The 21,858-nt window shown below is 67.2% G+C and carries 26 protein-coding genes and 2 pseudogenes; 17 read left to right on the forward strand and 11 right to left on the reverse strand.

Going from position 1 to position 21,858, the window contains the following annotated elements:
• The first annotated feature begins 527 nt into the window (after positions 1–527).
• From AC1ROD_RS07230 to moaA, 7 genes and pseudogenes are all read left to right on the forward strand, one after another.
• Positions 528–800, forward strand: a complete 273-nt coding sequence (locus AC1ROD_RS07230; protein ID WP_492947567.1) for a hypothetical protein — start codon at positions 528–530, stop codon at positions 798–800.
• Positions 801–1,019: 219 nt separating this feature from the next.
• Positions 1,020–1,301: a hypothetical protein gene (locus tag AC1ROD_RS07235; RefSeq protein ID WP_492947568.1), complete on the forward strand. Its 282-nt coding sequence runs from the start codon at positions 1,020–1,022 to the stop codon at positions 1,299–1,301.
• 202 nt (positions 1,302–1,503) lie between these two features.
• Positions 1,504–2,130 carry an aldehyde dehydrogenase iron-sulfur subunit PaoA gene (gene paoA / locus AC1ROD_RS07240; protein ID WP_492947746.1) on the forward strand — a complete coding sequence of 209 codons (627 nt, stop codon included), beginning with the start codon at positions 1,504–1,506 and terminating at the stop codon, positions 2,128–2,130.
• Positions 2,127–2,777: pseudogene (locus AC1ROD_RS07245) on the forward strand (FAD binding domain-containing protein); the annotation flags it as partial. The gene paoA and the pseudogene AC1ROD_RS07245, both read left to right, overlap by 4 nt.
• The gene (locus AC1ROD_RS07250; RefSeq protein WP_492947747.1) at positions 2,760–3,077 is read left to right on the forward strand and encodes an FAD binding domain-containing protein; all 318 of its coding nucleotides are present in this window, start codon (positions 2,760–2,762) and stop codon (positions 3,075–3,077) included. The pseudogene AC1ROD_RS07245 and the gene AC1ROD_RS07250, both read left to right, overlap by 18 nt.
• Positions 3,074–5,266 carry an aldehyde oxidoreductase molybdenum-binding subunit PaoC gene (gene paoC, locus AC1ROD_RS07255; RefSeq protein WP_492947569.1) on the forward strand — a complete coding sequence of 731 codons (2,193 nt, stop codon included), beginning with the start codon at positions 3,074–3,076 and terminating at the stop codon, positions 5,264–5,266. The genes AC1ROD_RS07250 and paoC overlap by 4 nt, the downstream gene beginning before the upstream one ends.
• Positions 5,267–5,275: 9 nt before the next feature.
• Positions 5,276–6,322, forward strand: a complete 1,047-nt coding sequence (gene moaA / locus AC1ROD_RS07260) for a GTP 3',8-cyclase MoaA (protein ID WP_492947570.1) — start codon at positions 5,276–5,278, stop codon at positions 6,320–6,322.
• 23 nt (positions 6,323–6,345) lie between these two features.
• On the opposite strand, the gene AC1ROD_RS07265 is transcribed toward moaA, so the two are convergent.
• The 7 genes and pseudogenes from AC1ROD_RS07265 to AC1ROD_RS07295 form a co-directional block, all read right to left on the reverse strand.
• Entirely contained in the window at positions 6,346–6,939 is a 594-nt protein-coding gene (locus tag AC1ROD_RS07265) for a nucleotidyltransferase family protein (RefSeq protein WP_492947571.1), read from the reverse strand.
• Entirely contained in the window at positions 6,936–7,853 is a 918-nt protein-coding gene (locus AC1ROD_RS07270; protein ID WP_492947572.1) for an XdhC family protein, read from the reverse strand. Before AC1ROD_RS07270 ends, AC1ROD_RS07265 begins: the two co-directional genes overlap by 4 nt.
• Positions 7,854–8,190: 337 nt before the next feature.
• A complete protein-coding gene (locus AC1ROD_RS07275) occupies positions 8,191–8,490 on the reverse strand; it encodes a low affinity iron permease family protein (protein ID WP_492947573.1) in 300 nt (99 codons plus the stop codon).
• Positions 8,491–9,080: 590 nt separating this feature from the next.
• Positions 9,081–9,686, reverse strand: a complete 606-nt coding sequence (locus tag AC1ROD_RS07280; protein ID WP_492947574.1) for a cysteine hydrolase family protein — start codon at positions 9,684–9,686, stop codon at positions 9,081–9,083.
• 182 nt (positions 9,687–9,868) lie between these two features.
• Positions 9,869–10,048: pseudogene (locus AC1ROD_RS07285) on the reverse strand (con-10 family general stress protein); the annotation flags it as partial.
• 81 nt (positions 10,049–10,129) lie between these two features.
• The gene (locus AC1ROD_RS07290) at positions 10,130–11,305 is read right to left on the reverse strand and encodes a zinc-dependent alcohol dehydrogenase (RefSeq protein WP_492947575.1); all 1,176 of its coding nucleotides are present in this window, start codon (positions 11,303–11,305) and stop codon (positions 10,130–10,132) included.
• 43 nt (positions 11,306–11,348) lie between these two features.
• On the reverse strand, positions 11,349–11,921 hold the full coding sequence (locus AC1ROD_RS07295) for an SRPBCC family protein (protein ID WP_492947576.1): 573 nt from the start codon (positions 11,919–11,921) through the stop codon (positions 11,349–11,351).
• A gap of 120 nt (positions 11,922–12,041) precedes the next feature.
• Here AC1ROD_RS07295 and AC1ROD_RS07300 point away from each other — a divergent pair, with 120 nt between their 5' ends.
• Positions 12,042–12,848 (forward strand): SDR family NAD(P)-dependent oxidoreductase, encoded by an 807-nt coding sequence (locus AC1ROD_RS07300; RefSeq protein WP_492947577.1) that lies wholly within the window; start codon positions 12,042–12,044, stop codon positions 12,846–12,848.
• Here AC1ROD_RS07300 and AC1ROD_RS07305 read toward each other — a convergent pair.
• From AC1ROD_RS07305 to AC1ROD_RS07315, 3 genes are all read right to left on the reverse strand, one after another.
• Positions 12,845–13,015 carry a hypothetical protein gene (locus AC1ROD_RS07305; protein WP_492947578.1) on the reverse strand — a complete coding sequence of 57 codons (171 nt, stop codon included), beginning with the start codon at positions 13,013–13,015 and terminating at the stop codon, positions 12,845–12,847. The two genes, AC1ROD_RS07300 and AC1ROD_RS07305, sit on opposite strands and share 4 nt — an antisense overlap.
• Positions 13,016–13,342, reverse strand: a complete 327-nt coding sequence (locus AC1ROD_RS07310; RefSeq protein ID WP_492947579.1) for a plasmid stabilization protein — start codon at positions 13,340–13,342, stop codon at positions 13,016–13,018.
• 322 nt (positions 13,343–13,664) lie between these two features.
• The gene (locus AC1ROD_RS07315; RefSeq protein ID WP_492947580.1) at positions 13,665–15,764 is read right to left on the reverse strand and encodes a glycoside hydrolase family 65 protein; all 2,100 of its coding nucleotides are present in this window, start codon (positions 15,762–15,764) and stop codon (positions 13,665–13,667) included.
• A 496-nt stretch (positions 15,765–16,260) separates the two neighbouring features.
• On the opposite strand from AC1ROD_RS07315, the gene AC1ROD_RS07320 reads away from it, so the two are divergent.
• From AC1ROD_RS07320 to AC1ROD_RS07355, 8 genes are all read left to right on the forward strand, one after another.
• Complete coding sequence (locus AC1ROD_RS07320) at positions 16,261–17,037, forward strand: Crp/Fnr family transcriptional regulator (protein WP_492947581.1); 777 nt, start codon at positions 16,261–16,263, stop codon at positions 17,035–17,037.
• A 59-nt stretch (positions 17,038–17,096) separates the two neighbouring features.
• On the forward strand, positions 17,097–17,852 hold the full coding sequence (locus tag AC1ROD_RS07325) for a Crp/Fnr family transcriptional regulator (RefSeq protein WP_492947582.1): 756 nt from the start codon (positions 17,097–17,099) through the stop codon (positions 17,850–17,852).
• A gap of 172 nt (positions 17,853–18,024) precedes the next feature.
• A complete protein-coding gene (locus AC1ROD_RS07330) occupies positions 18,025–18,216 on the forward strand; it encodes a hypothetical protein (protein WP_492947583.1) in 192 nt (63 codons plus the stop codon).
• Positions 18,213–18,833: a Crp/Fnr family transcriptional regulator gene (locus AC1ROD_RS07335; protein ID WP_492947584.1), complete on the forward strand. Its 621-nt coding sequence runs from the start codon at positions 18,213–18,215 to the stop codon at positions 18,831–18,833. Before AC1ROD_RS07330 ends, AC1ROD_RS07335 begins: the two co-directional genes overlap by 4 nt.
• Positions 18,834–18,941: 108 nt before the next feature.
• On the forward strand, positions 18,942–19,334 hold the full coding sequence (locus AC1ROD_RS07340; protein ID WP_492947585.1) for an opioid growth factor receptor-related protein: 393 nt from the start codon (positions 18,942–18,944) through the stop codon (positions 19,332–19,334).
• Positions 19,335–19,599: 265 nt separating this feature from the next.
• On the forward strand, positions 19,600–19,797 hold the full coding sequence (locus tag AC1ROD_RS07345; protein WP_492947586.1) for a hypothetical protein: 198 nt from the start codon (positions 19,600–19,602) through the stop codon (positions 19,795–19,797).
• Positions 19,772–20,164 (forward strand): hypothetical protein, encoded by a 393-nt coding sequence (locus AC1ROD_RS07350; protein WP_492947587.1) that lies wholly within the window; start codon positions 19,772–19,774, stop codon positions 20,162–20,164. The genes AC1ROD_RS07345 and AC1ROD_RS07350 overlap by 26 nt, the downstream gene beginning before the upstream one ends.
• 72 nt (positions 20,165–20,236) lie before the next feature.
• Positions 20,237–20,842: a DUF4142 domain-containing protein gene (locus AC1ROD_RS07355; RefSeq protein WP_492947588.1), complete on the forward strand. Its 606-nt coding sequence runs from the start codon at positions 20,237–20,239 to the stop codon at positions 20,840–20,842.
• A gap of 318 nt (positions 20,843–21,160) precedes the next feature.
• Here the strand turns inward: AC1ROD_RS07355 and AC1ROD_RS07360 are convergent, their stop codons facing one another.
• Positions 21,161–21,559 carry a hypothetical protein gene (locus AC1ROD_RS07360; protein ID WP_492947589.1) on the reverse strand — a complete coding sequence of 133 codons (399 nt, stop codon included), beginning with the start codon at positions 21,557–21,559 and terminating at the stop codon, positions 21,161–21,163.
• A 57-nt stretch (positions 21,560–21,616) separates the two neighbouring features.
• Between AC1ROD_RS07360 and AC1ROD_RS07365 the strand changes: the two genes are divergently transcribed.
• Positions 21,617–21,856, forward strand: coding sequence for a hypothetical protein (locus tag AC1ROD_RS07365; protein ID WP_492947590.1), 240 nt, complete (start codon positions 21,617–21,619; stop codon positions 21,854–21,856).
• Positions 21,857–21,858: the final 2 nt, after the last annotated feature.

Genomic DNA, 21,858 nt, shown 5'->3' on the forward strand with positions numbered 1-21,858 from the left:
CGGATAGAAGCGGCCCGCGCCGAGGCAAGGGATGGTTCGGCGCGGGCCGCGGCGGATCGTCGTGGGGCTTCGACCGCGACACCACCCTCAGACTTTTCGACCTGAGCGCCATGGGGTCTTTCGGAGCGGTACGTAACGGTGAAGCCTCAGGAGGCAGAAACGGCCCGGCGCCCCACGCCGAGCCGTCGATCCATGCAGATCCGGCCGTCTCCCCCGAGGTCGGCCGCTCGGGTGGTGTGAGCCACCCGCCGAGATGACGGCGCCGGTGGATGGTCACCTCAGAGAACTCCGCGAAAAAGCGGCTGCGGCCGGTTGCCGCCCAGAGGCGCGAGTTGCGGCCGGGTGATTGTCGATCACGCCGGCCCGGGCCTTGGGTCGACTGTTCAGGCGCCTCACGAGGTCGTCCTCTTGGCGTTGCTGGGCCGTCTGCTCAAGCCGCCCTGTTCGGACCCTGCACAGGCGTAGTCGCTGGTGGGCTCTCAGGTCTGCGGCGGACGGAGCTGAGCGACTCAGTTAGACGTCGCCCGATGACGCCCGCAGAACTCGATCAACGTCTGGAAGACCAGCGCTTGAAGGCTGGCGGTGATCCGGGAGGCATGCCTGGGCTGATCACCATCCAGACCGATGACTGGATCACAAGCCTTCACGAGGGAGCAGCGCGGCCGAAGACGCTCGTCGACGGCATCCGTATCCGGGACATCAAGGTCGCGATCGGGGCGACCTTGACGACCGGCGTCCTGACCCGTGCTGAAGCCGGCGAACGCGGCGAACCCTATCGTGATCTGGCGCCGGCATCCTGACCGGCCCTGCGAGGCCCTTTCCGGCCGCATGGGCCTGATAGCGGGTCGCGAGGCTCTCCGACGCTGACGGCGCTCGGCGTGCGCGCGGTCGCAGGTCGGACCGGAAGAGACGGCCCCTCGGCGATGAGACGAACATCTTGACGACCCCGCCAGCATTTCCAAAATCGCGACTGTCCGGCGGGCAGACCCCCCCCCGCCGGCTCTTCAGCGGAGGACCTTATGGAAAAGATCGTCGTTGAACCCCTGTCAGGCGGCTGGGCCGTGCGCAGCGACATCATGGACAATGCAATGGTGTTCAGGAGCGGGAGCGCCGCCGAGGACGCCGCCAGAACCCTCGCTTTGAGGCTGGCCAGGCTCGGAGAGCCCGTCAAACTCCATCTCAGGCTACGCAACAGCGCGACCGAAGCGCGCTTCATCTGCCTGCCGCCGGTGGATCCCGACGCCCCGCCGAACCTCTTGCCGATTCCCGACGCGCGCACGCCGGATTTCGAGCACGCCTAGCCAGACGCTGGATCGGCATGGGGGCGCCGGAATACGCCCGGCGCCTCCCCGCGTTGGCGGCGGTTCACCGTGACCCGTTCGGTCACCCTCGGCTCCAGGAACATCAAGCGTCGCTGCGGGTTCTCTCAGGGCGGTTCCGTCGATCGGCGAGGGATCGCAGGCTTGCGCTCGCCGATCGGGAACGGAGCGCGTGGTGATCGACGTGATTGAGACGAGCCCATCGCGGCGCGGGCTGTTGCTGGGAAGCGCAGGAGGGGCGGCCTTGATGGCTCTGCCGGCGCAAGCCGCCGAAACCCCTGCGCCCGAACCCGCGCCGAGCACCGCGCCTGTGAGGCTTACCGTCAACGGTCGAGAGGTGGCGCAGGACCTCGATACCCGTACGACCCTTCTCGACCTGCTGCGGGAGCACCTGCACCTCACGGGGACGAAGAAGGGCTGTGACCACGGCCAGTGCGGAGCCTGCACCGTTCTCGTAAATGGCCAGCGGATCAACGCCTGCCTGTCGCTGGCGGTGATGCACACCGGCGATCAGGTCACCACGATCGAGGGACTGGGCTCGCCCGAGCGGATGCACCCGATGCAGGCCGCCTTTGTCAAACACGACGGCTATCAGTGTGGCTATTGCACGCCCGGCCAGATCTGCTCGGCCGTGGCCGTGCTGGATGAAATCCGCGCCGGCATTCCGAGCCACGTCCAGGACGACGTTTCCGGCCGCCCCGAGATGTCGACCGAGGAGATGCGCGAACGGATGAGCGGCAACATCTGCCGTTGCGGCGCCTATTCCAACATCGCCGAGGCCATGGCCGAGGTAGCGGGAGCGCGGGCATGAAGGCCTTCACCTATGAGCGCGCGCGGACGCCGGTTGAGGCCGCCGCCGTCGTCGCGGCCCGGCCAGGCGCCAAATTCATCGCCGGCGGCACCAATCTGCTCGATCTGATGAAGCTCGAGATCGAGACGCCGACCCATCTGGTCGACGTCCAGGACACCGGTCTGGACAGGATCGAGGAGACGGCCGACGGCGGACTGCGGATCGGGACCCTGGTCTCGAACACGGCTCTTGCCAGCGATCGCCGGGTGCGCCGGGACTACGGGGTGTTGACCCGCGCCATCGTGGCGGGCGCCTCCGGCCAGCTGCGCAACAAGGCGACGACCGGCGGCAATCTGCTGCAACGGACCCGGTGCCCCTATTTCTACGACCCCAACTAGGCCTGCAACAAGCGCGATCCCGGCTCGGGCTGTTCGGCCATCGGCGGCGTGACGCGGCAACTCGGCGTCATCGGGGTCAGCGACAGCTGCATCGCCACCCACCCCAGCGATATGGCCGTAGCCATGCGCCTGCTCGACGCCTCGGTCGAGACGGTCACCCCCGCCGGCCAGACCCGCAGCCTGCCGGTCGCCGATCTGCACCGCCTGCCCGGCGATACGCCTCACCGCGAGACCCATCTGGAGCCGGGCGAGATGATCACGGCGGTGATCCTGCCCCGACCCATCGGCGGCAAGCAGGTCTATCACAAGGTCCGGGACCGCCAGTCCTACGCCTTCGCCCTGGTTTCGGTGGCCGCGGTGATCCAGCCGGACGGCTCCGGTCGGGTGGCGTTCGGCGGCGTGGCGCCCAGGCCCTGGCGGGTTGAAGCGGCGGATGCGGCGATGCCGGGCGGCGCCGAGGCCGTCGCGACCGCCGCCTTCGCCGGCGCGCGCACCCGCGAGGACAATGCGTTCAAGGTGACCCTGGCTCAGCGGACGTTGGCCGGGGTTCTGGCTGAGGCCCGGGCATGAAGTTCGATCAACCTGCCGGGCCCAATCCGATCGATCAGATGCGGGTGGTAGGCCGGGCCACGCCCCGTATCGATGGCCCGCTGAAGACCACCGGTCGTGCGCCCTACGCCTACGAGCATCGCGAGGAGAATGTCGTCTACGGCTATGTCGTGGGCTCCGGCATCGCCAAGGGCCGGATCCGGTCGATAGACCTTGCCGCCGCCCGCGCCGCGCCGGGCGTGCGGGGCATTGTGACCGCGGAGAACGCGGGGCCTCTGGGCAAGGGCGACAACAACACCGCCAAACTTCTGGGCGGCCCTGACATCCAGCACTACCACCAGGCCATCGCGGTGGTGGTGGCGGACACCTTCGAACAGGCCCGCGCCGCCGCGGGGCTGGTGAAGGTCAGTTATGCCCGAGAACAGGGCCGCTTCGATCTCGAGGCGCGACGGGCCGGCGCAAAGGAGCCGGAAGGCGACAATGCCGACAAGAGCCATGGCGACTTCGCGACCGCCTTCGCCGCCGCGCCGGTGACGCTCGACGAACATTACGAAACCCCGGACCAGAGCCACGCCATGATGGAGCCCCACGCGTCCATCGCGCGCTGGGACGGCGATCAGCTGTTCGTCTGGACGTCCAACCAGATGATCGCCTGGGGCAAGGGCGATGTAGCGAAGACGCTCGGCATCCCGCCGGAGAAGGTGCGGATTTCGTCGCCCTACATCGGCGGCGGCTTCGGCGGAAAGCTGTTTCTGCGCGCCGACATCATCCTGGCGGCCTTGGCGGCCAAACAGGTCGGGCGGCCGGTCAAGATCGCGCTTCAGCGGCCCTTGATGGCCAACAACACCACCCATCGTCCAGCGACGCACCAGCACATCCGCATCGGCGCGGGGCGTGACGGCAAGATCGTCGCCCTGTCCCACGAGAGCCTAAGCGGCGACCTGCCGGGCGGCGGACCGGAGACGGCGACGGCCCAGACCAATCTCATGTACGCCAGCCCGGCCATCGTCACCCGGCTGCGGCTGGCCGAGCTGGACCTGCCCGAAGGCAATGCGATGCGTGCGCCAGGTGAGGCGCCGGGCCTTATGGCGCTCGAGATCGCGATGGACGAGATGGCCGAGAAGCTCGGCATGGACCCGGTGCGTTTCCGCATCCTCAACGACACCCAGGTCGATCCAATGCACCCGGATCGGCCCTATTCGCAGCGGCAGCTAATCCGGTGTCTGGAGGAGGGCGCGGACCGGTTCGGCTGGGACCGCCGCAACGCCAGCCCGGGCGCGGTGCGCGACGGGCGTTGGATGGTCGGCATGGGCGTGGCCGCGGGCTTCCGCAACAATATGAACATGAAGTCCGCGGCTCGGGTCCGGCTCAATGCGGACGGACGGGTGACCGTCGAGACCGACATGACCGACATCGGCACCGGGACCTACACCATCATGGCCCAGACCGCGGCCGAGATGCTGGGCGTGGACCTCGACCAGGTGACGGTGATCCTGGGCGATTCCGCGCTACCCGCCGCCGCCGGCTCCGGAGGGCAGTGGGGCGCCAACAGTTCCACGGCCGGGGTCTATGCGGCGGCGATGAAGCTGCGCCGCGCCGTGGCCGAACGTCTGGGCTACAATCCGGAGACCGCGGTGTTCGAGAACGGCCGGGTCCGTGATGGTCGGCGCTCCGTCAGGCTGGGCGAGGCCGCGCGGTCAGGCGAGATCGTCGCCGAGGACACGATGGAATACGGCGATCTGGCCAAGAAATATCAGCAGTCGACTTTCGCCGCCCATTTCGTCGAGGCCGCCGTGGACAGTTACACGGGCCAGACGAAGGTGCGCCGGATGCTGGCTGTCTGCGCCGCCGGCCGGATTCTCAATCCCGTGACCGCACGCAGCCAGGTGATCGGCGCCATGACCATGGGCGTGGGCGGCGCCCTCATGGAGGAGCTCGCGGTCGACAAGCGTCTGGGCTTCTTCGTCAATCACGACCTGGCCGGATACGAAGTGCCGGTCCACGCCGACATCCCGCACCAGGAGGTCGTCTTCCTTGAGGAGGCTGACGACAAGACCTCGCCGATGAAGGCCAAGGGCGTGGGGGAATTGGGTCTGTGCGGCGTCGGGGCGGCGGTGGCCAATGCGGTCTACAACGCCACCGGCGTGCGGGTGCGTCAGTATCCGGTCACCCTGGACAAACACCTCGACCGGCTGCCCGCCCTTGTGTGACGCTGGCGCATGACCACGGTCTATGCCGCCTATCACGTCCGGTCCCAGGCCAGCGTTCCGCCCTTGATCGATCCGTTCGGGCGGCGGATTGACTATGTGCGCGTGTCGGTGACCGACCGCTGCGACCTGCGTTGCGTCTACTGCATGGCCGAGCGCCAGACCTTCCTGCCGCGCGCCGAGGTGCTGAGCCTCGACGAACTGGACCGGCTGTGCTCGGCCTTCATCGGTCTCGGGACACGTCGGATCCGCCTGACCGGAGGCGAGCCTTTGGTGCGCAAGGGCTTTATCGATCTGGTCGAGGGGCTGTCGCGCCACCTGAGATCGGGGGCGCTCGAGGAACTGACCCTGACCACCAACGGGACGCTGCTGGCCCAGCACGCCGAGGCCCTCGCGCGCCACGGCGTACGGCGGATCAATGTCTCGCTGGATACGCTGGATCCGGACGCCTACCACCGCATCACCCGCGGTGGCGACCTCGGCAGGGTGATGGACGGTCTGGCCGCCGCGCGTGAGGCGGGTCTCGAGGTCAAGATCAACACGGTCGCCCTGAAGTCCGACAACGCGGCCGATCTGCCCGGCATGATCGCCTGGGCCCACGGCCTGGGCATGGGACTGACCCTGATCGAGACCATGCCGCTCGGCGAGGTCGAACAGGACCGCACGGACCAGTATCTGTCCCTGCGCGACGTGCGCGAAGATCTCGAAGCCCGCTGGACCCTGACGCCCCTGGCCAAACGCACCGGCGGCCCGGCCCGCTATGCGAGGGTCGAGGAGACCGAAGGCTTACTGGGCTTCATCACCCCGCTGAGCCACAGCTTCTGCGAAAGCTGCAACCGTGTCCGGGTCACCTGCACCGGCCAGTTGTTCCAGTGCCTGGGTCAGGAGGACGAGGCCGACCTGCGAGCGGTCCTGCGCGGCTCGCCCGACGACGACGCGCCTCTGATCGAGGCCATTCGCGCCGCGGTGGACCAAAAACCCAGGGGGCACGACTTCCGCATCGACCGACCGGGGGCCGCGCCGGCTGTGGCGCGTCCGATGTCGATGACCGGAGGCTGAAGGCGGCCGGCGGAAATCGCGTCTCAGGAAGAGCGCGAGCGCTGCAGGTCGGACGGCGTATCCACGTCCAGGGTGGCGCCGGGATTGGTCGAGGGGATCAGGGCAACGGCGTCCCCGAGGTCGGCCAGCAGGTCCTTGGCGCCCTTGTCGCCGGTAATCGCTCTCAGGCGCGCAAAGACCGACCGGCCGAAGGCCGTGGGATGCGCCGGCCCATCGGGGTGCGACAACCGGGCAGCCGACGCTCCGGCCTGCACGGCGTCGAGCAAGGCGTCGGCTTCGGCGGCGGAGACCAAGGGCATATCGCCGAGGAAGATCGCCGCGGCCTCGGCGCCCGGAGGCAAGGCCTCGACGCCCGCTCTCAGCGAGGTTGACAGGCCGTCGGACCAATCCGGGGCGACGATGATCGCCAATCGGCTATCGGGCATTGGCGCCAGCGCCGCCTCAACGGCTTCGGCGTCCGACCCGAGCACGACCGTCACCCGATCGACCCGGGCCGCGAGCGCCGCATCGACCGCCCCCAGGATCAAGGGGCGCCCACGCCAGTCGGCCAGCAGCTTGCCGCCGCCGAACCGCGTCCCCGCGCCGGCCGCGAGGACGATCGCGTGACGGCCCGTCACACGCGACTCGCGATGATTTCGCCGATGACCGCGGTCGCGATCTCCTGTGGCGAACGGGCCGCGATCTTCAGGCCGATGGGGGCGTACAGCCGATCAATGACCGCATCCTCCAGCCCGGCTTCGGAGAGTTTCGTGAGCCGGGCCGCCAGCCGACGCCGCGATCCAAGCAGGCCGACGTATCCGGCCTTGCTGGCTAAGGCGGCAGGCAGAACCTGGTCATCAAGGTCAGAGTCATGGGTCGCGAGTGCGACGGCCGTCCACGGATCAAGTTCAAGAGACTCCAGCGCCGCCGCGGCGTCGGCGTCACGTCGGTAGTCGACCGGTAGCGGGGGAGGGGTCTCGGGTCCGTTCGGGCGCAGGATAGCGACGCGCCAGCCCTGCGCCAGACCCTGCTGGGCGATCGCCAGGGCGAACGGGTCGGCGCCGACCACGACGAGCCTTTGCGAAGGCAGATAGGCGCGCAGGCGATCGGCGGCGCAAAGGTCCCCTTCGAACACTCCGCGCGATCGGCCGTCCGAGGTCAGGGTCACGACCCGACGCTCGGTTTCTGCCTGTCTCAGATCGGTGATCGCAGGATCGTCCGGCATGATCCGCTCCACGAGGAGTTCCAGCCGGCCTCCACAGGGCAGACGGGCGTCGACGAACGGGCTGCCGCGGCCGTAGACGAGGCGTTTCGGCGCGCCGTCAATCAGGGCTTCACGGGCGTGGAGAGCCACATCGGCCTCTATGCAGCCGCCTGACAGGAAGCCCGCCATGTCGGAAGCCGTGACCACCATCTGGGCCCCCAGGCCACGCGGGCCGCCGCCTTCGGCCGCTACGATGGTGACCAGGGCGAACGGCTGGCCCCTTGAATGGAGGTCAAACATCCGTGGACGCAGATCATCGTCCAGGCCTGCCATGTACCAGTCGTCCATTCCTTGGTCATAAGCCTCCTGACGCGCATTTAAACCCCGCTCGCCGTCTGGAACGCCGGGGGCGGAAAAACACCAGGCCGTCTGCAGGTGCGAACGTGGGGACCGGCGCCTGTCGATCGGCAAGGCGGAGCAGCACGCGGAAGACGGGCCGGCTCGCCTATGGCGGACCGACGCGGCGAACCGGCGCGCGGGGAGCGCTTGAGCCCAGACACTCTGATCCAGGCTCATATTGGCGAGTAAGCGGCGACTTTCACGGCCTGACCGGCGGGGGGTGGCAAGGGATATCGCAACGCCGCAGGAGGAGACGGCCTCATTCCCGGACGCATGGCGCGGCGACTTACCTCCGTCGGCCGACCTCGCGGATGTCGTTGATTGCGTCGGTGGTCTCATCATCCAGGTTTGCGACTTCATCGCGGGCGCCCTCTGTCGCATGGATCAGTTCGTCCAGCTTGGCCTGCAGGGCGGCGGTGTCGCGGTTCTGTCCCCTCTGAATGATCAGGGTCATGGCGATGGCGACCAGGGTCGCCACCGCATGGAGGTCGAAGCTTTCCGGTTCGACCTGCCGCCAGACGAGGGCGCTGACGACGAGGGCGATCAGGCTGGCGGGGTGGCCCAGGGCGTTGACCGCGGAGACCATGATCTTGTGGAGGTTTTCTCGCATCCCGTCCAAGCGAAGCGGGGATGTCGCTGTTCCTTGACGGGGCCGCGACAAAAGGGCCCGCCCCCGGATGAGCCTTGTCAGACATTCGCCGCCGTCGATCCCGGTTCAGCTCCAGCGTTGGCCGCATAAGCGAGGCTTTGCCCGGGGTGCCGATGTGTTTCCGCCGCCGGTCGGGCGAGGGATATTCGGACGGGAGCCGGAAGGGATGGCCATCGGTCGGGCCCACGCGTGAGGAGAGGCGCGGGCGCATCGCTCTTTCACGCACACTCTGCGGAAGGGAGGCAGCGCCACGACGGCTTTGCACAGCGCTTCAGGCCGCGGGACCGTCGTCCTGCCTCCCAAGGGCGCACACTGAAGACGGCCCCAAAGAACGCCCCCGGAGCCACAGTCCCGAAGCCCGCCATCCGATCGCGCCTCGGGGCGCGGCCTCTGTCGCGGACGACCCGGGCGCCGGCAGCAGGCGGCGGGGTCTGTCGGGTCGGCGCCGCATCCTTGGTGAGCGACAAGCCGACCACCCGGGCGGCTCGGCCGGCGGGCTCTGGCGCCGCTCTGAAGATCGGCCCCTTCTAGGTCCAGACCTCGAGCAGTTGCGCGCACTCGACAGTTTCGATCTGCTCGCCATAGCGCTGGTGGTAGAGGTCGATCAGGGCGTCATGGGAGGAATCCGCCGAACTGCACAGGGCGTCGGTGACCACGAGAGTGCGATAGCCGCGGTCGATGGCGCCGAGGACGGCGGCCAGCACGCAGACATCGGTCTCTGCTCCGGTCACCACCACGGTGTCGACGCCGCCCGCCCGCAAGGCGGCGTCAAGGCCGGTTTCGATCCAGGGCGAATAGATGCGCTTGTCGAGGACCCGGGCCGGCGGGACGAAGGCGGCCAGAGCGGGGACCAATTCGACGAAGTCCGGGTCCAGCCGGTCCAGCGTCATCTCCGGCCAGCGCGCCCAGTACCGCGCCCACGCGCCAGGCGCCGCCTCTGCGGATCTGGCGGGCACAAAGCGGGTGAAGCAGGTGCGGTCCGCCTTCGCCTCGCAGAGGCGCACGATCACCGGCAGGACCCGCTCCATCCAAGGCGTTTGCCAGGGCGTCGTCTCGGCGAACATCCGTTGCATGTCGATACAAAGATGCACCGCGTTAGACGCCACCGGCCCCCACTTCAGAGTCTGACCCAAGGCGGTCTCCGGGATGCGCCCTACCGCGTGCCTTCGTCGGTCCCCGGCGCGCCCGGGGGCGTGATATTGCGCGCTGCGGGATTGTCCGGATGGTCGGGGTCGCGCAGCCAGGCGTCCGACCCGGGACCGGCGCGCTTGCGGGAGCCGTCGAGCGGATCGGGCGTCGGTCTGCGGGCCTCAACCGACCTTTGTCCCCCCTTGCGGCCCGCGTCGCGGGCCAAGTCGCGGTTCTGGGCGAAGGCGCGCTTTTCGTCTGGAACAGCGGCTCCGCCCAGGCGGGCGATTTCACGTCGTTTCTCCGGGGTCAAGGTGGCGAAGCCGCGCCGGCGCGGGCTGTTGTCGGGTGTCGCAGGAATATCCATGACGTGCTCCTTGGTGGGAAGGGAAGCCTTGTCCTTGCAAGACGGTTCCTGTGTCTGGAACCGGTCTCAGACGCGCCGGGATCAGTGCGGAAGCAGAACGACCTTGGTCCACTCGTTCTGGTTTTCCTTGAAGTTCTTGTAGCCCTCGGCGGCCTGTTCCAGCGGCAGCCGGTGCGAGATCAGGTCGGTGGTGTCGATCTTGCCATCGAGGATCAGCTGCAGCAGCTGGGGCAGATAGTTCTGCACATGGGTCTGGCCGGTCTTGATGGTCAGCCCCTTCTCCATGAGGGCGCCGACGGGGATCTTGTCGGCGAAGCCGCCATAGACGCCGGGGATCGAAACGGTCCCGCCCTTGCGCACGGCCATGATCGTCTCGCGCAGGACGTGGGCGCGGTCGGTGCCCAAACGGACGCTGGTCTTGATCGCGTCGAGGATATTGTCGGGCGAGAAGCCGTGCGCCTCCAAGCCGACGGCGTCGATACAGCTGTCGGGGCCGATGCCGGCCGTCATCTCGGTCAGGGCCTCGCGCACCTTGACCTCATGATAGTTGAGCACCTCGGCGCCATTGGCCCTGGCCAGTTCCAGTCGGCGCGGATGGTGGTCGATGGCGATGACCCGACCCGCGCCCTGTAGCAGGGCCGATTTGATCGCGAACAGGCCGACCGGACCACAGCCCCAGATGGCCACGGTGTCGCCGGGCTTGATTTGGGCGTTCTCGGCGGCCTGCCAGCCGGTGGGGAAGATGTCGGAGAGGAATAGCACCCGCTCGTCGGAGATCCCGTCCGGAATCCTGATCGGCCCATAGTCGGAGTAGGGGACGCGCGCATACTCGGCCTGGCCGCCGGCGTAACCGCCAGTCAGGTGCGAATAGCCAAAGGCGCCGGTCATGGCGTAGCCGTAGGCGATCTCCGAAGCGTCGGCCTTCTCGGCCGGATTGGAGTTGTCGCAGGCGGCCGGCATCTTGTGGTCGCAGAAGAAGCATTTGCCGCAGGCGATGACGAACGGCACCACGACCCGGTCGCCGACCTTGAGCGTCGTGTTTTCCTTCCCGACTTCCTCGACGATCCCCATGAACTCATGGCCCAGGATGTCGCCGTTCGACATGCCGGGGATGTAGCTGTCGTAGAGGTGCAGGTCCGAGCCGCAGATGGCGGTGGCCGTGACCTTGATGATGGCGTCGCGGGGATTGACGATCTTGGGGTCGGGGACCGTGTCCACCTTGACGTTGTGTTTGCCGTGCCAGGTCAGTGCGCGCATGCGAGATCCTTCGGGGAATGAGGGAGGCGGCCGGAGCCGGAGATCAGAGGTGACGGTCGGCGCGGGGGGCGGCGTCGGGCGCCCTTGAGGTTGAGACCTCGCCGGTCTCCATCAGCTGTTTGAAGCGGCGCAGCTCACGCCGGGCCTGCACGCGCGGCTCGCGCTGCAGGACCTTGGCGACGACCTTGCCGATGGCGCCGGCGGGTGGATCGTAGCTGATGAACAGCCGCACCTCGGTGCCGCGCCCGAAGGCGTTGTCGCGGAACTCGATCCAGCCCTCGTGGTCGACGTCGGAACCCTCGCTGGAGGTCCAGGCGATCCGCTCGCCCGGAATGTCCTCGGTGATCTCGGAGACCAGTTCGACGTCCATCCCGCCCGGACCCGCGACCGTCCATTGCGACCGGCCGGCCTCCAGGATTTCGACCGACTTCACGTTCTCCATGAAACTCGGCAGGTTGGTGATGTCGCTCCAATAGTCATAGAGCTCGCGCCGGGGGCGGTTGATCATGGCCGCCCGGATGCTGGTCGCCGCGTGGTCGCCCTCGACATTGTCCTTGTCGATGAAGGCGGGGGAGGCGACCTCGGCGTCGGTCGAAATCGGGTCTTCGGAAGGCATGGCGTTCTCCGTCTACTGGCCTCTCCAATCCCTCCGCGTCCTGCCCGTTCCAGCGCCGCCATACGGAACTTGCGGTCGTCCGGGCTATTACCGCCGCTTCGAACCCGCTGGAGATTTCTTATGTCGGATTATGGACTTACGTCGGCGCAAGCCGCGCGCCCGCTCGCCCTGGTTACAGGCGCCTCGTCGGGGATCGGCTATGAGCTGGCCCGACTTTTCGCCTCCGACGGCTTCGATCTGATCGTCGCGGCGGACACCCCGCTGGCCGAGGCGCAACAGGCTTTCGAAGGCTTGGGCGCGCGGGTCGAGACCCTGCAGACGGACCTGTCGACGCCGGAGGGCGTCCAAGCCCTCTACGGCCTGACCGCTGGCCGCCCGATCGACGCCCTGGCGGCCAATGCCGGTCACGGCCTGGGGGAGGGCTTCCTCGATCAGGACTTCGAGGACATCCTGCATGTCATCAACACGAACATCACCGGCACGACCCGGCTGCTGTATCTGATCGGCCGCGACATGCGGGCGCGGGGCAAGGGCCAGATCCTGTTGACCGGCTCGATTGCCGGTCTGATGCCGGGCAGCTTCCAAGCCGTCTACAACGCCTCAAAGGCCTATGTGGACAGTTTCGCGTTCGCCCTGCGCAATGAGCTTAAGGACACAGGCGTCAGCGTCACGGTCCTGATGCCCGGACCGACCGACACCGAGTTCTTCGCCCGCGCGGGGATGGAAGACACTGCGGTGGGCGAAGGCAAGAAGATGGACCCCGCCAAGGTCGCCGAGATCGGCTATCGCGCCATGCAGCGCGGTGACGGGGACGTCGTTGCCGGTGTCATGAATAAGGTCCAGGCGGCCATGGCCGCTGTCACGCCTCAGAGCGCGCTCGCTGAAATGCACCGCAAACAGGCCGAGCCCGGCTCGGGCGAGGGCTAGCTCTCCTGGGCCTCGTCGGCGTCCTCAGACGGCGTCGGCGAGGCTCCGCCTCTGACGGCTCGGCCGACACGCGCCTGTTCCCGGGCTTCTTCCTGGACGTCCAAAGCGTCCGGGGTGTCGGACCGGGGCGCTTCTGTCTTGCCGGAGGTCGAGGGTGCGGCGGTCATTCAGCCGGCCTTCTTGCGTCGGGTTTCCCAACCCTTTTTGGCTGCCGCCGACCGATCCGCCTTCGGACGTGAGGCGGAGGCGGCGCCGCCTTTGCGGCCGCCCTTATGGGCGGCCGGATGGCCGGTGGACCTGCCCCGGCCGGAGCCGCTCTTCTTGCCACCGCCGTCGTCCTTGTTGACGGTAGCCCACGCGCGGCGCTCGGCCTCCTTTTCAGAGACCCCCCGCTTTTCGTAGCCCTCGGCGATATGGTCCGCCTTGCGCTCCTGTTTGTCGGTATAGGCCGACTTGTCGCCTCTCGGCATGGTGTGTCTCCCTTTGTCGATCAATGCCGCTTCGGGAGGAGGCGTTCCTTTGTTCAAAAGGCGACATTGGATCAGCGACCCTCCGCGCCCTCGGGTGCGAGACGCCCGGCGTCGCGCGCTCAAGGGGCCGCGGCTCCATCCAGCCCGGACGATTGGGCCGGCCGGCGCTTACGGTGGGGGGAGAATGGAATCGATTTCCACACATGACGTCCGGACGCCGCCGCTGGACGAACCCTGTCCCGGCCTCAGGCTGTCCCAAGAGACAGCGCCGGACGGCGCTGGTGTAAAAGTTGGGCCAGGCGGCCCCTCGGGCGTCGTCAGCAAGGCTGGAAGCTTCTCGGGCCGGTCACTTCTGACAGGCGCGTACGTCGGACCAGACAGGCGCAAGGCTCGCCCGATCGGCGCCGTGGGTCGCCTGGAGAGACCAGGGTTCGCCCCGGATCCACAGGCGTTCGATCTCCAGGGCCGTCCAGCCCTTTGGCAGAACGACGGGCCGGCGAGGCCACTGGCGAGGATCGCCGTCATCAATGACAAGGCCGGTGAGGCCGAGCATCAGTCCCATCAACATCCCGCCCAGATTGGCGAAGAAAGGCCCGGCGGCCACCTGGCTATCGGGGTGATCGGGCCGATACTCCAGACACTGATGAAAGCGGCCGCTGTCGTAGGCGGCGTAGCCCTCTTCGAACAGCTTCAACGCCAGGTCACGGTCGCCGGTCATGGCCGCCCAGGTGGTGTAGAGGGCGGGGAACATCGGGGCGCCGACGTAGTCCGGCCAGCGTTTAAGGTAGAACTCCAGCGTCTGCCGCCGCTCGCTGTCGGAAGCGGGGTAGTCATAGGGAAACAGGCCCGCGAGCGGAGAGGGGGTTGCGCCCTTGTCCTCGGTGATGCGGAAGCCGTCGTGAGAGGCGATGACCCCGTCGGTTCGTCTCGGGAGATAGAGGTCTTTTGAAGCCTCCAGCCATTCACGAGGGGCAGGGCGTGCGAGCTGCTCCGCTGCGCGTATGGAGCGTTTCAGGATCTGGTCGGCCGCCATCAGGGTGAAGGCGTCATTGTCCGGCGGTTGCGGGACCTCTGCAGGTCCCGTCGACCGTTTGATCTCCAGGCCCCGGTCCGTTCGCGTGACCCGGCTGACAATCCAGTCGGCGGCACCTTCCAGGATCGGCCAGGCCTCCTGCTCCAGCCACGCGGCGTCTCCCGTGGCGTCGGCAAAGAGGGCGAAGGCTCGGGCGGTATGAAGCGTGCCGTGGTCTTCATGTGCGGCTGAGGCGCCGCCGCCGGGCGCCGCCTCCTGGCCGGACAAGGGCGCGGCTTCCCACGGGAACTGCAGTCCTCTTCGTCCGGACAATCGCGCGTTCGACCGCGCCGCCTCGACGCCCCGCCGACGGAAATCCAGCATCGCCCGCGCCCCGTCCGGCTGGAGCAGGACCAGCGGCGGCACGCAGAAGGCGTCCACGTCCCACATGACGTGACCGAAGTAGTAGTTGTAGTCGTGCCAGGTCGCGAGGCCAAACATGGAGGTGGCCGCCGGCGACGCGGGATGAGCCGAACTGTTCAGATAATAGAAGGCGGCGTCGATCAGGGCCTGATGGCGGTCGGGCGCGCCGCGTGCCACGATGCGGCCGTTCCACAGGTCGGTCCAGGTCTCACGATTGCGGGCGCGCAAGACGTCGAATCCGGTTTCCTGCGCGCGCGCCAGCCGGCGTACAGCTTCTTCATCGGGCCGAGCGTGCAGAACGGAGGGGACCAGGGCGACGATCTGACGAAGACGCGTCGGCCGGTCCGCGCGCCCGCGCGTGACATAGTCCGTGCGCAGAGGGCCCGTCGCATCCCAGGTCGACACGCCGCGCCCGACCTGTTGTGCGCCCCGGACCTCGCTGGCTAGGGCCAGGCCGCACTGGCTCAGGCCGCCGTCCGATTCAAACAGCAGAGAGCCATCGCCGACAGGCGCCGCTTCGCCTGGCGTACCGGTGCGGTGACGCAGCACCCGGCCCCGCAGCCCGGCGGTCTCGACGATCGCCCGCAACCCGATATCGCAGGCCCGGTCCGGCTGGACCATGACCTCCTGCAGGACGATCGAGGGCGCGGTACGGCTGGCGAAGGTCACGACGGTGACTTCCGCGGTGACCCCGCCTCCCGCGTAGCGGAAGCGGCTGGTCAGCTCCGCAGCGCCGAAATCATAGGCCTGGCGCAGGTCGGATACGCTGGAAGGCTGATCATTCAGCCACACGCCGTTCAGGGCGATATCGGCGGCGAGCGGATAGGGTGCGAAGGCCGCCGCCTCGATCCGGCGCTCTGGGTGTTCGCCCGCAAAGCCCGAGACCAGCGCCATCCCGGGCTGCAGCGGTTGCTCGCGCACCCGCAGTCCAATCAGTCCGTTCCCCACATAGGCGGGAAGGGCTCCGTCACGCGGGCCGATCTCCTCAGGCGGATTGACAGGTCGGCTCAATCGCGGCGCTCCAACAGCAGGGCGTCACGAAGCGGGGTGTGGTGGCCGGCGAGTTCGAAAGTGAGGTCGATTTGCGCGATCAAGGCCGTCTGGTCTTTCCAACCGACTCTGCGGCGCGTCGCGTCGAGATGCGTCCGACGCAGCCTCTTTGTGGCGAGTGGGCCCCGTGAAGCCGTCCGGCATGGCGTCACGGGAGCCGCGTGACGCGGCCCGGGGACCCGGCGATCATTATCTGCGCCATGGATGAGAGTTTGATGGGGTTTCCAGCTCACGGCGTGAAGGTCCTGACCTACTGTCGCACAGGTTTTCTCCCCGATTAAGGCGCGTCGGCCCGCGGCGTTCCAGTGTCGGAAAACCGACGGACCCGGGAGGGGCAGGGCTGCCGCCGCCGAAGATTTTTCCTGCGCAGGGCCGAAGACTGGTAGGGTCGACGCCGCTGAGGGTCTTCCGCCATCGGCCAGACGTCACGGCGACTGGCGCCGTCAGGATCTCCTGGATGACGACTTCCCTCAGAATGAAGCTGGAACAGTACACGGCGTTCAGCGCCGCGGAATGTCCTCGGGTGGACGCCCTGTCGCGATACCCCTCTGAAGTCTTCGCCGCAGGGGAGATGATCCTCTCGGAGGGTGAAAAGGTGGGCCAGATTCATCTCATCACCCAGGGGTTTGCGACGCGATCCAAGACCTTGCGCGACGGCACGCGGCAGATCGTCGCCTTCATGATCCCGGGGGATCTCTGCGACCTGGAGGTCTTCGTCCTTGAGGGCATGGATCACGACATCGTCGCCATGACCGACACGACGTGCGTGCTTATCCCGGTTCCGGACATCGTCGAGCTGCTGTCGGAGATGTCCACCCTGACCATGGCCCTGTGGTGGAGCACCATGACGGATTCCGCCGTGCTTCGTAGCCGGATCGTCGATCAGGGCCGGCGCGAGGCCCCTGAGCGGCTGGCGCATCTCTTTTACGAACTGCTGATCCGGTACCGCGTCATCGGTATGGCTGCCGACAATGCCTATCCGCTTCCGCTGACGCAGGAAGGTCTCGCGGACGCGGCCGGCATGTCTCCCGTCCACGCCAATCGCAGCCTTGAGCAGATGAGGTCCGAGGGCCTTGCCACCTTCGAGCGCGGCGTCGTGTCCGTTCTGGACGCGGCGGGACTCAAACAGGCGGCCGGCTTCGAAGCCGATTATCTGCATCTGATCCGCAGCGAGCGTGAAAGCGATGTCTCGAGCCGGGCAGGCGACCTGATCCAAGGCGTTTCCCGCAACTAATCCGGCGCGGCTTAACATACGATAATGCAAGCGCCGCCGTTATTGGCGAACCCGATGACATGGGTGAATCGCCAGCGTACGACGTGCCTCCGGGAGACCTTCTCGGGGACCGATTCCGGGAGTTTTTCCGCCTGACGGCCGAGGAGGAAGAGGCGCTCTCGGGCGCCTTGGGACCCATTCAGCAGTTTCCGCGCGATCATGTGCTGCGGCGCGACGGCGCCGAGCCGACCCATCTTTATCTTCTGGTGGAAGGCTGGGTCGCCGCCTCCATTCCCCTGACCTCCGGCAAGCAGCAGATCATCAAGATCCACCTGCCGCGCGATCTCGTCGGCGCGGCCAGCCTCTGTGTCATCCGCGCCGCCGATTGCCTGACGGCGGTGACGCCTGTCGCTGTCCGGAAAATCTCGCGCGCCGATCTGATGTCCGTGTTCGTCCGCTATCCCCGGATCGCCAGCTCTCTGTTCCTGAGCGCCCAGAAGGAACGGGTCGCCCTGATGGACAGCCTGGCCATCCGCCAGAGCGAGGGCGGGGCCCGGATTGCGGGCATGCTGACCGATCTTCACGACCGGCTGGGAGCCCTGGGTCTGGTCACTGATGGGGCGTTCCAGCTGCCGCTGACCCAGGATCAGATCGGCGACCTGGTGGGGCTGTCGCCGGTCCATGTGAACCGCAAGCTGCGCGAGATGGACAATGCCGGAATCATCGAACGGACCGCCCGGATGATACGGCTGTCCGATATCGACCGGCTCCGTGTCATGGCCAATCTGCCGTCTCACACGTACCAGCGTGATCCCGACTGGGTCCTCCTGCCGTGACGCCGCAAGAGCTGTGTCGAAAAACGACGCAGGTCTTAACATATGATAAGGCGCTGCCCCGGACCCCCGCCTATGACAAGGCATCGCGTGCCGCGGATTTCTCGTGCACGCTGCCGGAAAACATCAGTATCGCACGCCGCACACTCCCGCCTGTCAGGCTCGTGAGCGCCTCATGACCTTCTTCTGCTTTCTGGATACCGACCGCAGCGACACGCCGCATATGGAACCGCTCGACGCGGCGTCTCTCGACGACGCCCGCATCGAGGCCCGTCGTCTGATGGCCCAGCACGCCAGCGCTTCACGCGCGCGCATTTTCCTCGACGCCGCGGAGGTGGACATGCTGCGGCGCGACGATTCCGCATGACCCCGGAAAGCCAAAAGGTGGCTTTCCGGAGCGAGAATGTCCTGCTGTCGGCCTTGGGTTCAGAGGCGTCGCCGGGCAGACGGGTGCGTCTCGCTGCAGGGCAAGGTCTCGATCTCGCAGGCGACATCATCTGGTTTCCCCTGACGGCGGTGGTTCGCATGGAGGTCGGCGATCCTCTCGTGCTTGGCGGGTGGATCGGCGACGAGGGCGCAGTGGGATTGGCCGAGGGCCTTGAGGGCGACCACTCCAACCGTCGCGCCCTCGTGGAGGTCGGCGGCGAGGCCTGGGCAGTGTCCCGCGCCGCTGTGACGGAGCTTCTGTCCCAGTCGTCGTCCTTCACCGACGCGGTCGTGAGGTGGCTGGCCGAAAGTCTCGCCGAGGCGCGACAGGCGGCGGCCTTCAATGCCTGCGGCAATGCTCGAGATCGGGTCACCAACCTGATCGAGACCCTTGATCGCCTGCATGGGCATGGCCTGGACTTTCCCATGAGCCAGGCCGAGATGGCGCGACTGACGGGCATCCAGCGGACGACAGTCTGCGGTATCGTGGTCGGGCTTAAGCGTGAGAAGCGCATCACCCACACGCGGGCGCGCTTCAGGGTCCTGCAGCGGCTGTGAGCCTGGTTCCGGCCCGAGACGGAGCCGCCGTCCCTTCAGCGCGTTGTCGCGATCATGAGCAAGCTTACGGACTTCCTTCAAGGCGTCGGACCGGACGCCGCGGGGCGAATGATCGACGAGGTGCTTCGGCTCCCGCCTGCCGATCTGGAGCGCTTCCACGACTTCATTCAGTGGCTTTTCCCCTTGCCGGAACCCAGTGCGGCGGTCCCCGGATCGCCCATCCTCTCGATCGATGACATCGCCCTGATCCATCGGTCGGAACCTGCGCAGCGAAACCTCGCCGAAGCCTCGGCGCTGATGTCGGGCTTTTACGCGGAGACCGATCATTGGCTCCGCGAGACCGACCACAACCACCTGCGCATCACGCGTATCGTCCGGAGCCTGCGCGTTCTGGTGGACGACGCTGCGGCCGACACCTTCGCAAAGGCTATCCATGACCGCGTCGCAGCCACGGGCGCTCCGATAAGTTCGGCGAGCCGCGCCTACTGGGCGGCAGCCTGAGAGTGGCGGCGGCCGCCTCCTGCGTAGGGCGACGTTGGCATCCGACCTGAACCCTATCCGGCGTCGAACGCGACCGGGCGGCGTGATGCGCCGCCCAGGGTCGAAGCCCGATCCGGGTCCGGTGTGATCGGTTATCCGAAAGGCTTGCCGGGGCCCTGACCCTTCTGCCGGCTCATCATGTTGCAGATGTGAGCCCTGAGTCCGATTTCGGACGGAGAAACCAATCCCGCCCGGACGGATTAGCCGTCCGACAAGGGAGATCGACATGACCGCCGAAACGACTGCACCGGATAACGCCAATGGAGAACTGGCCCTGGCCATCGTTCTGGAAGACCTCCAGGCGCGGGTCGCCAAGGCGGAAATGACCGAAGACGAAGCGAAGTCTCTGGTCGCGGCGGCGCTCGAGCGGTTTCCGGCGTCCATGCACCCGCAGGTGCATGCGCTTCTCGACCGTCGGTCCTGAGCGGCGAACCATGATCCTTTTCTGCTTCATCGATCACGGACCGGACGGCGCCGTCGGTATGAGCCTGCTCTCGGCGAACGCGCCGGAGGCGAGCCTCGCCGAAGCGCAGGATGTCCTGCGGTCGCACCCCGGCGCAAGGGCGGCTCACGTCTTCGACGGCGATAGGTTCTTGGGTACGGCGGAGGCCCCGGCCTTCGGCTTTGTCGGAACCAACAATACCGACCCGATCTCGGCTGACGCGGCCGCCGTCCCCGCTTCGGTGGCCCTGACCGAGCCGACCGCCGTCCCGGCGTTTGAGACCGCGGCGCCGCTTGTCGGGCGGGCGCGGCCGCGCCGCAAGCCGGTGGCGACGCGCGCGCTCGGTTGATCGACTTTGATGGGTTTCGGAGGGAAGGCGCGCCGCTCTCTCCGGGTAAAATGGGCGCTGGAGGAACGGACTATGAGAACCTTGATGATGACGACGGCGGCGATCGCCCTGACCCTGGCGGCGTCGGCCTGTCAGAAGGAGACGGGCGGCGCGCCCGATCAACAGAACCAGGCCGTGAACGCGGTTCAGGACCATGCGGCGGGCGTGGTCGGAACCGTCGCCGCACCGGCGGGGGCGGCCACGAACGAAAGCTTCGTTTCGAACGCGGCCATCGGCGGCCAGTACGAGGTCGAGGCGGGCAAGATCGCGGCGGCCCGCTCGACCAACCCCCGGATCAAGGCGCTGGGGTCGAAGATGGTGGCCGATCACAGCAAGGCCGGCGACGAGCTCAAGGCGATCGCAGGCCGTCTCAACCTTGCCGTCCCCGCCACGCTGGATGAGCGCCACCGGGGCCTCATCGACAATCTCCGGGGCGCTACGGACCAGGATTTCGACCGGGTCTATCTGCAACAGCAGGAGGCCGCCCACAACGAGACCGCCATGCTGCTTACCGATTATGGGCGAGTCAGCGATCAGGCCGATCTGAAGGGATGGGCCGCCAAGACTCTCCCGGTGGTCCAGATGCACCAGCATATGGTCGATGAACTCGATGAGGCTGACGCCGACGCCCCGCACTGAGAGGCTGTCGTCTGACGTCAGCGGCGCCCTGGAGGCGGCGTTTGAGAGGGCCTGCCGCCTTGCGGCGGGCCCTTTGGGTGCGCGCCACAGTGAGGTGGGTTTAACAGGGCAGTGGCCGTGGCCTCGGGCGGGGCAGGCCAACGGAGGTGCGCGCCCTTCGACGGCTCCCCAAATCGAGGCGTGAAGCTCGCCAGCGCGGCGCTTTCGACATTCTTCGGCGCGAGTATTGGCGCAATGGCGGGCACAGCCGGATTTTCAGCCGTCCGCCTCTGGTCTGGCCCCGCCTCGCCAACCAGCGGCACGCGCCGCTGGTCGGGTTTAGGGAATTTGGGAGCGAAGATATTTGCCGATCAGCCTGAGGCCTTCGACAACGGTGACGGCGCCATACTCCGGGGCGGCCTTGAGCCACTGTAACGCCCAGGCCTTCGCGGCTTCGTCATCTCTCGCGCTAATATGTGTTGATCTGGGCGGGACCCAATCCGGGTCGTGCAGATGGATAGAGTAGTCCGGCAAGGCGTCGTCTCGAGCGAATAAACCATTTGATGATAAGCCCGCCGCCAGCAGGGGGGCAGAAAAGGCGGCGGGCTTACGCAGATGGGCACGCAACTCGAAGCGTTCGGCTTCGGTCCAGAAAAGCTGAGGCGGAACAAAGGTTCCCGCCGATTTTGCATGGTCGTGGAGTAATCTTCCTGTCAGCGTATTGAGATGTCGAAACATGCGCCCACCGCTGAGACCCCCGAAGAGCATTGGGATGAGCTTCAGGGGCCGCTCGGCATGCTGATGCGCGCAGCGGGCGAGGTTATGGCCAGTCGTCTCAAGGCGGACGCCAAGGGGCTCGACGCGCTGTCGGATGAGGAGATGCTCGACATGTTCTACAGCGCTGTCCGGCAGGCCGCGCCAGCGATCTACCCCCAGATCCCTCAGCACCGGATTGAGGCCATGCTGGACCGGATGTTCGCCGAGGCCCGGATGGATATGGCGGCGACCGCCGCTTCAACCGAAGCGGTGAACTAGGA

The sequence above is a fragment of the Brevundimonas sp. GW821-FHT12E07 genome, from assembly GCF_058807035.1.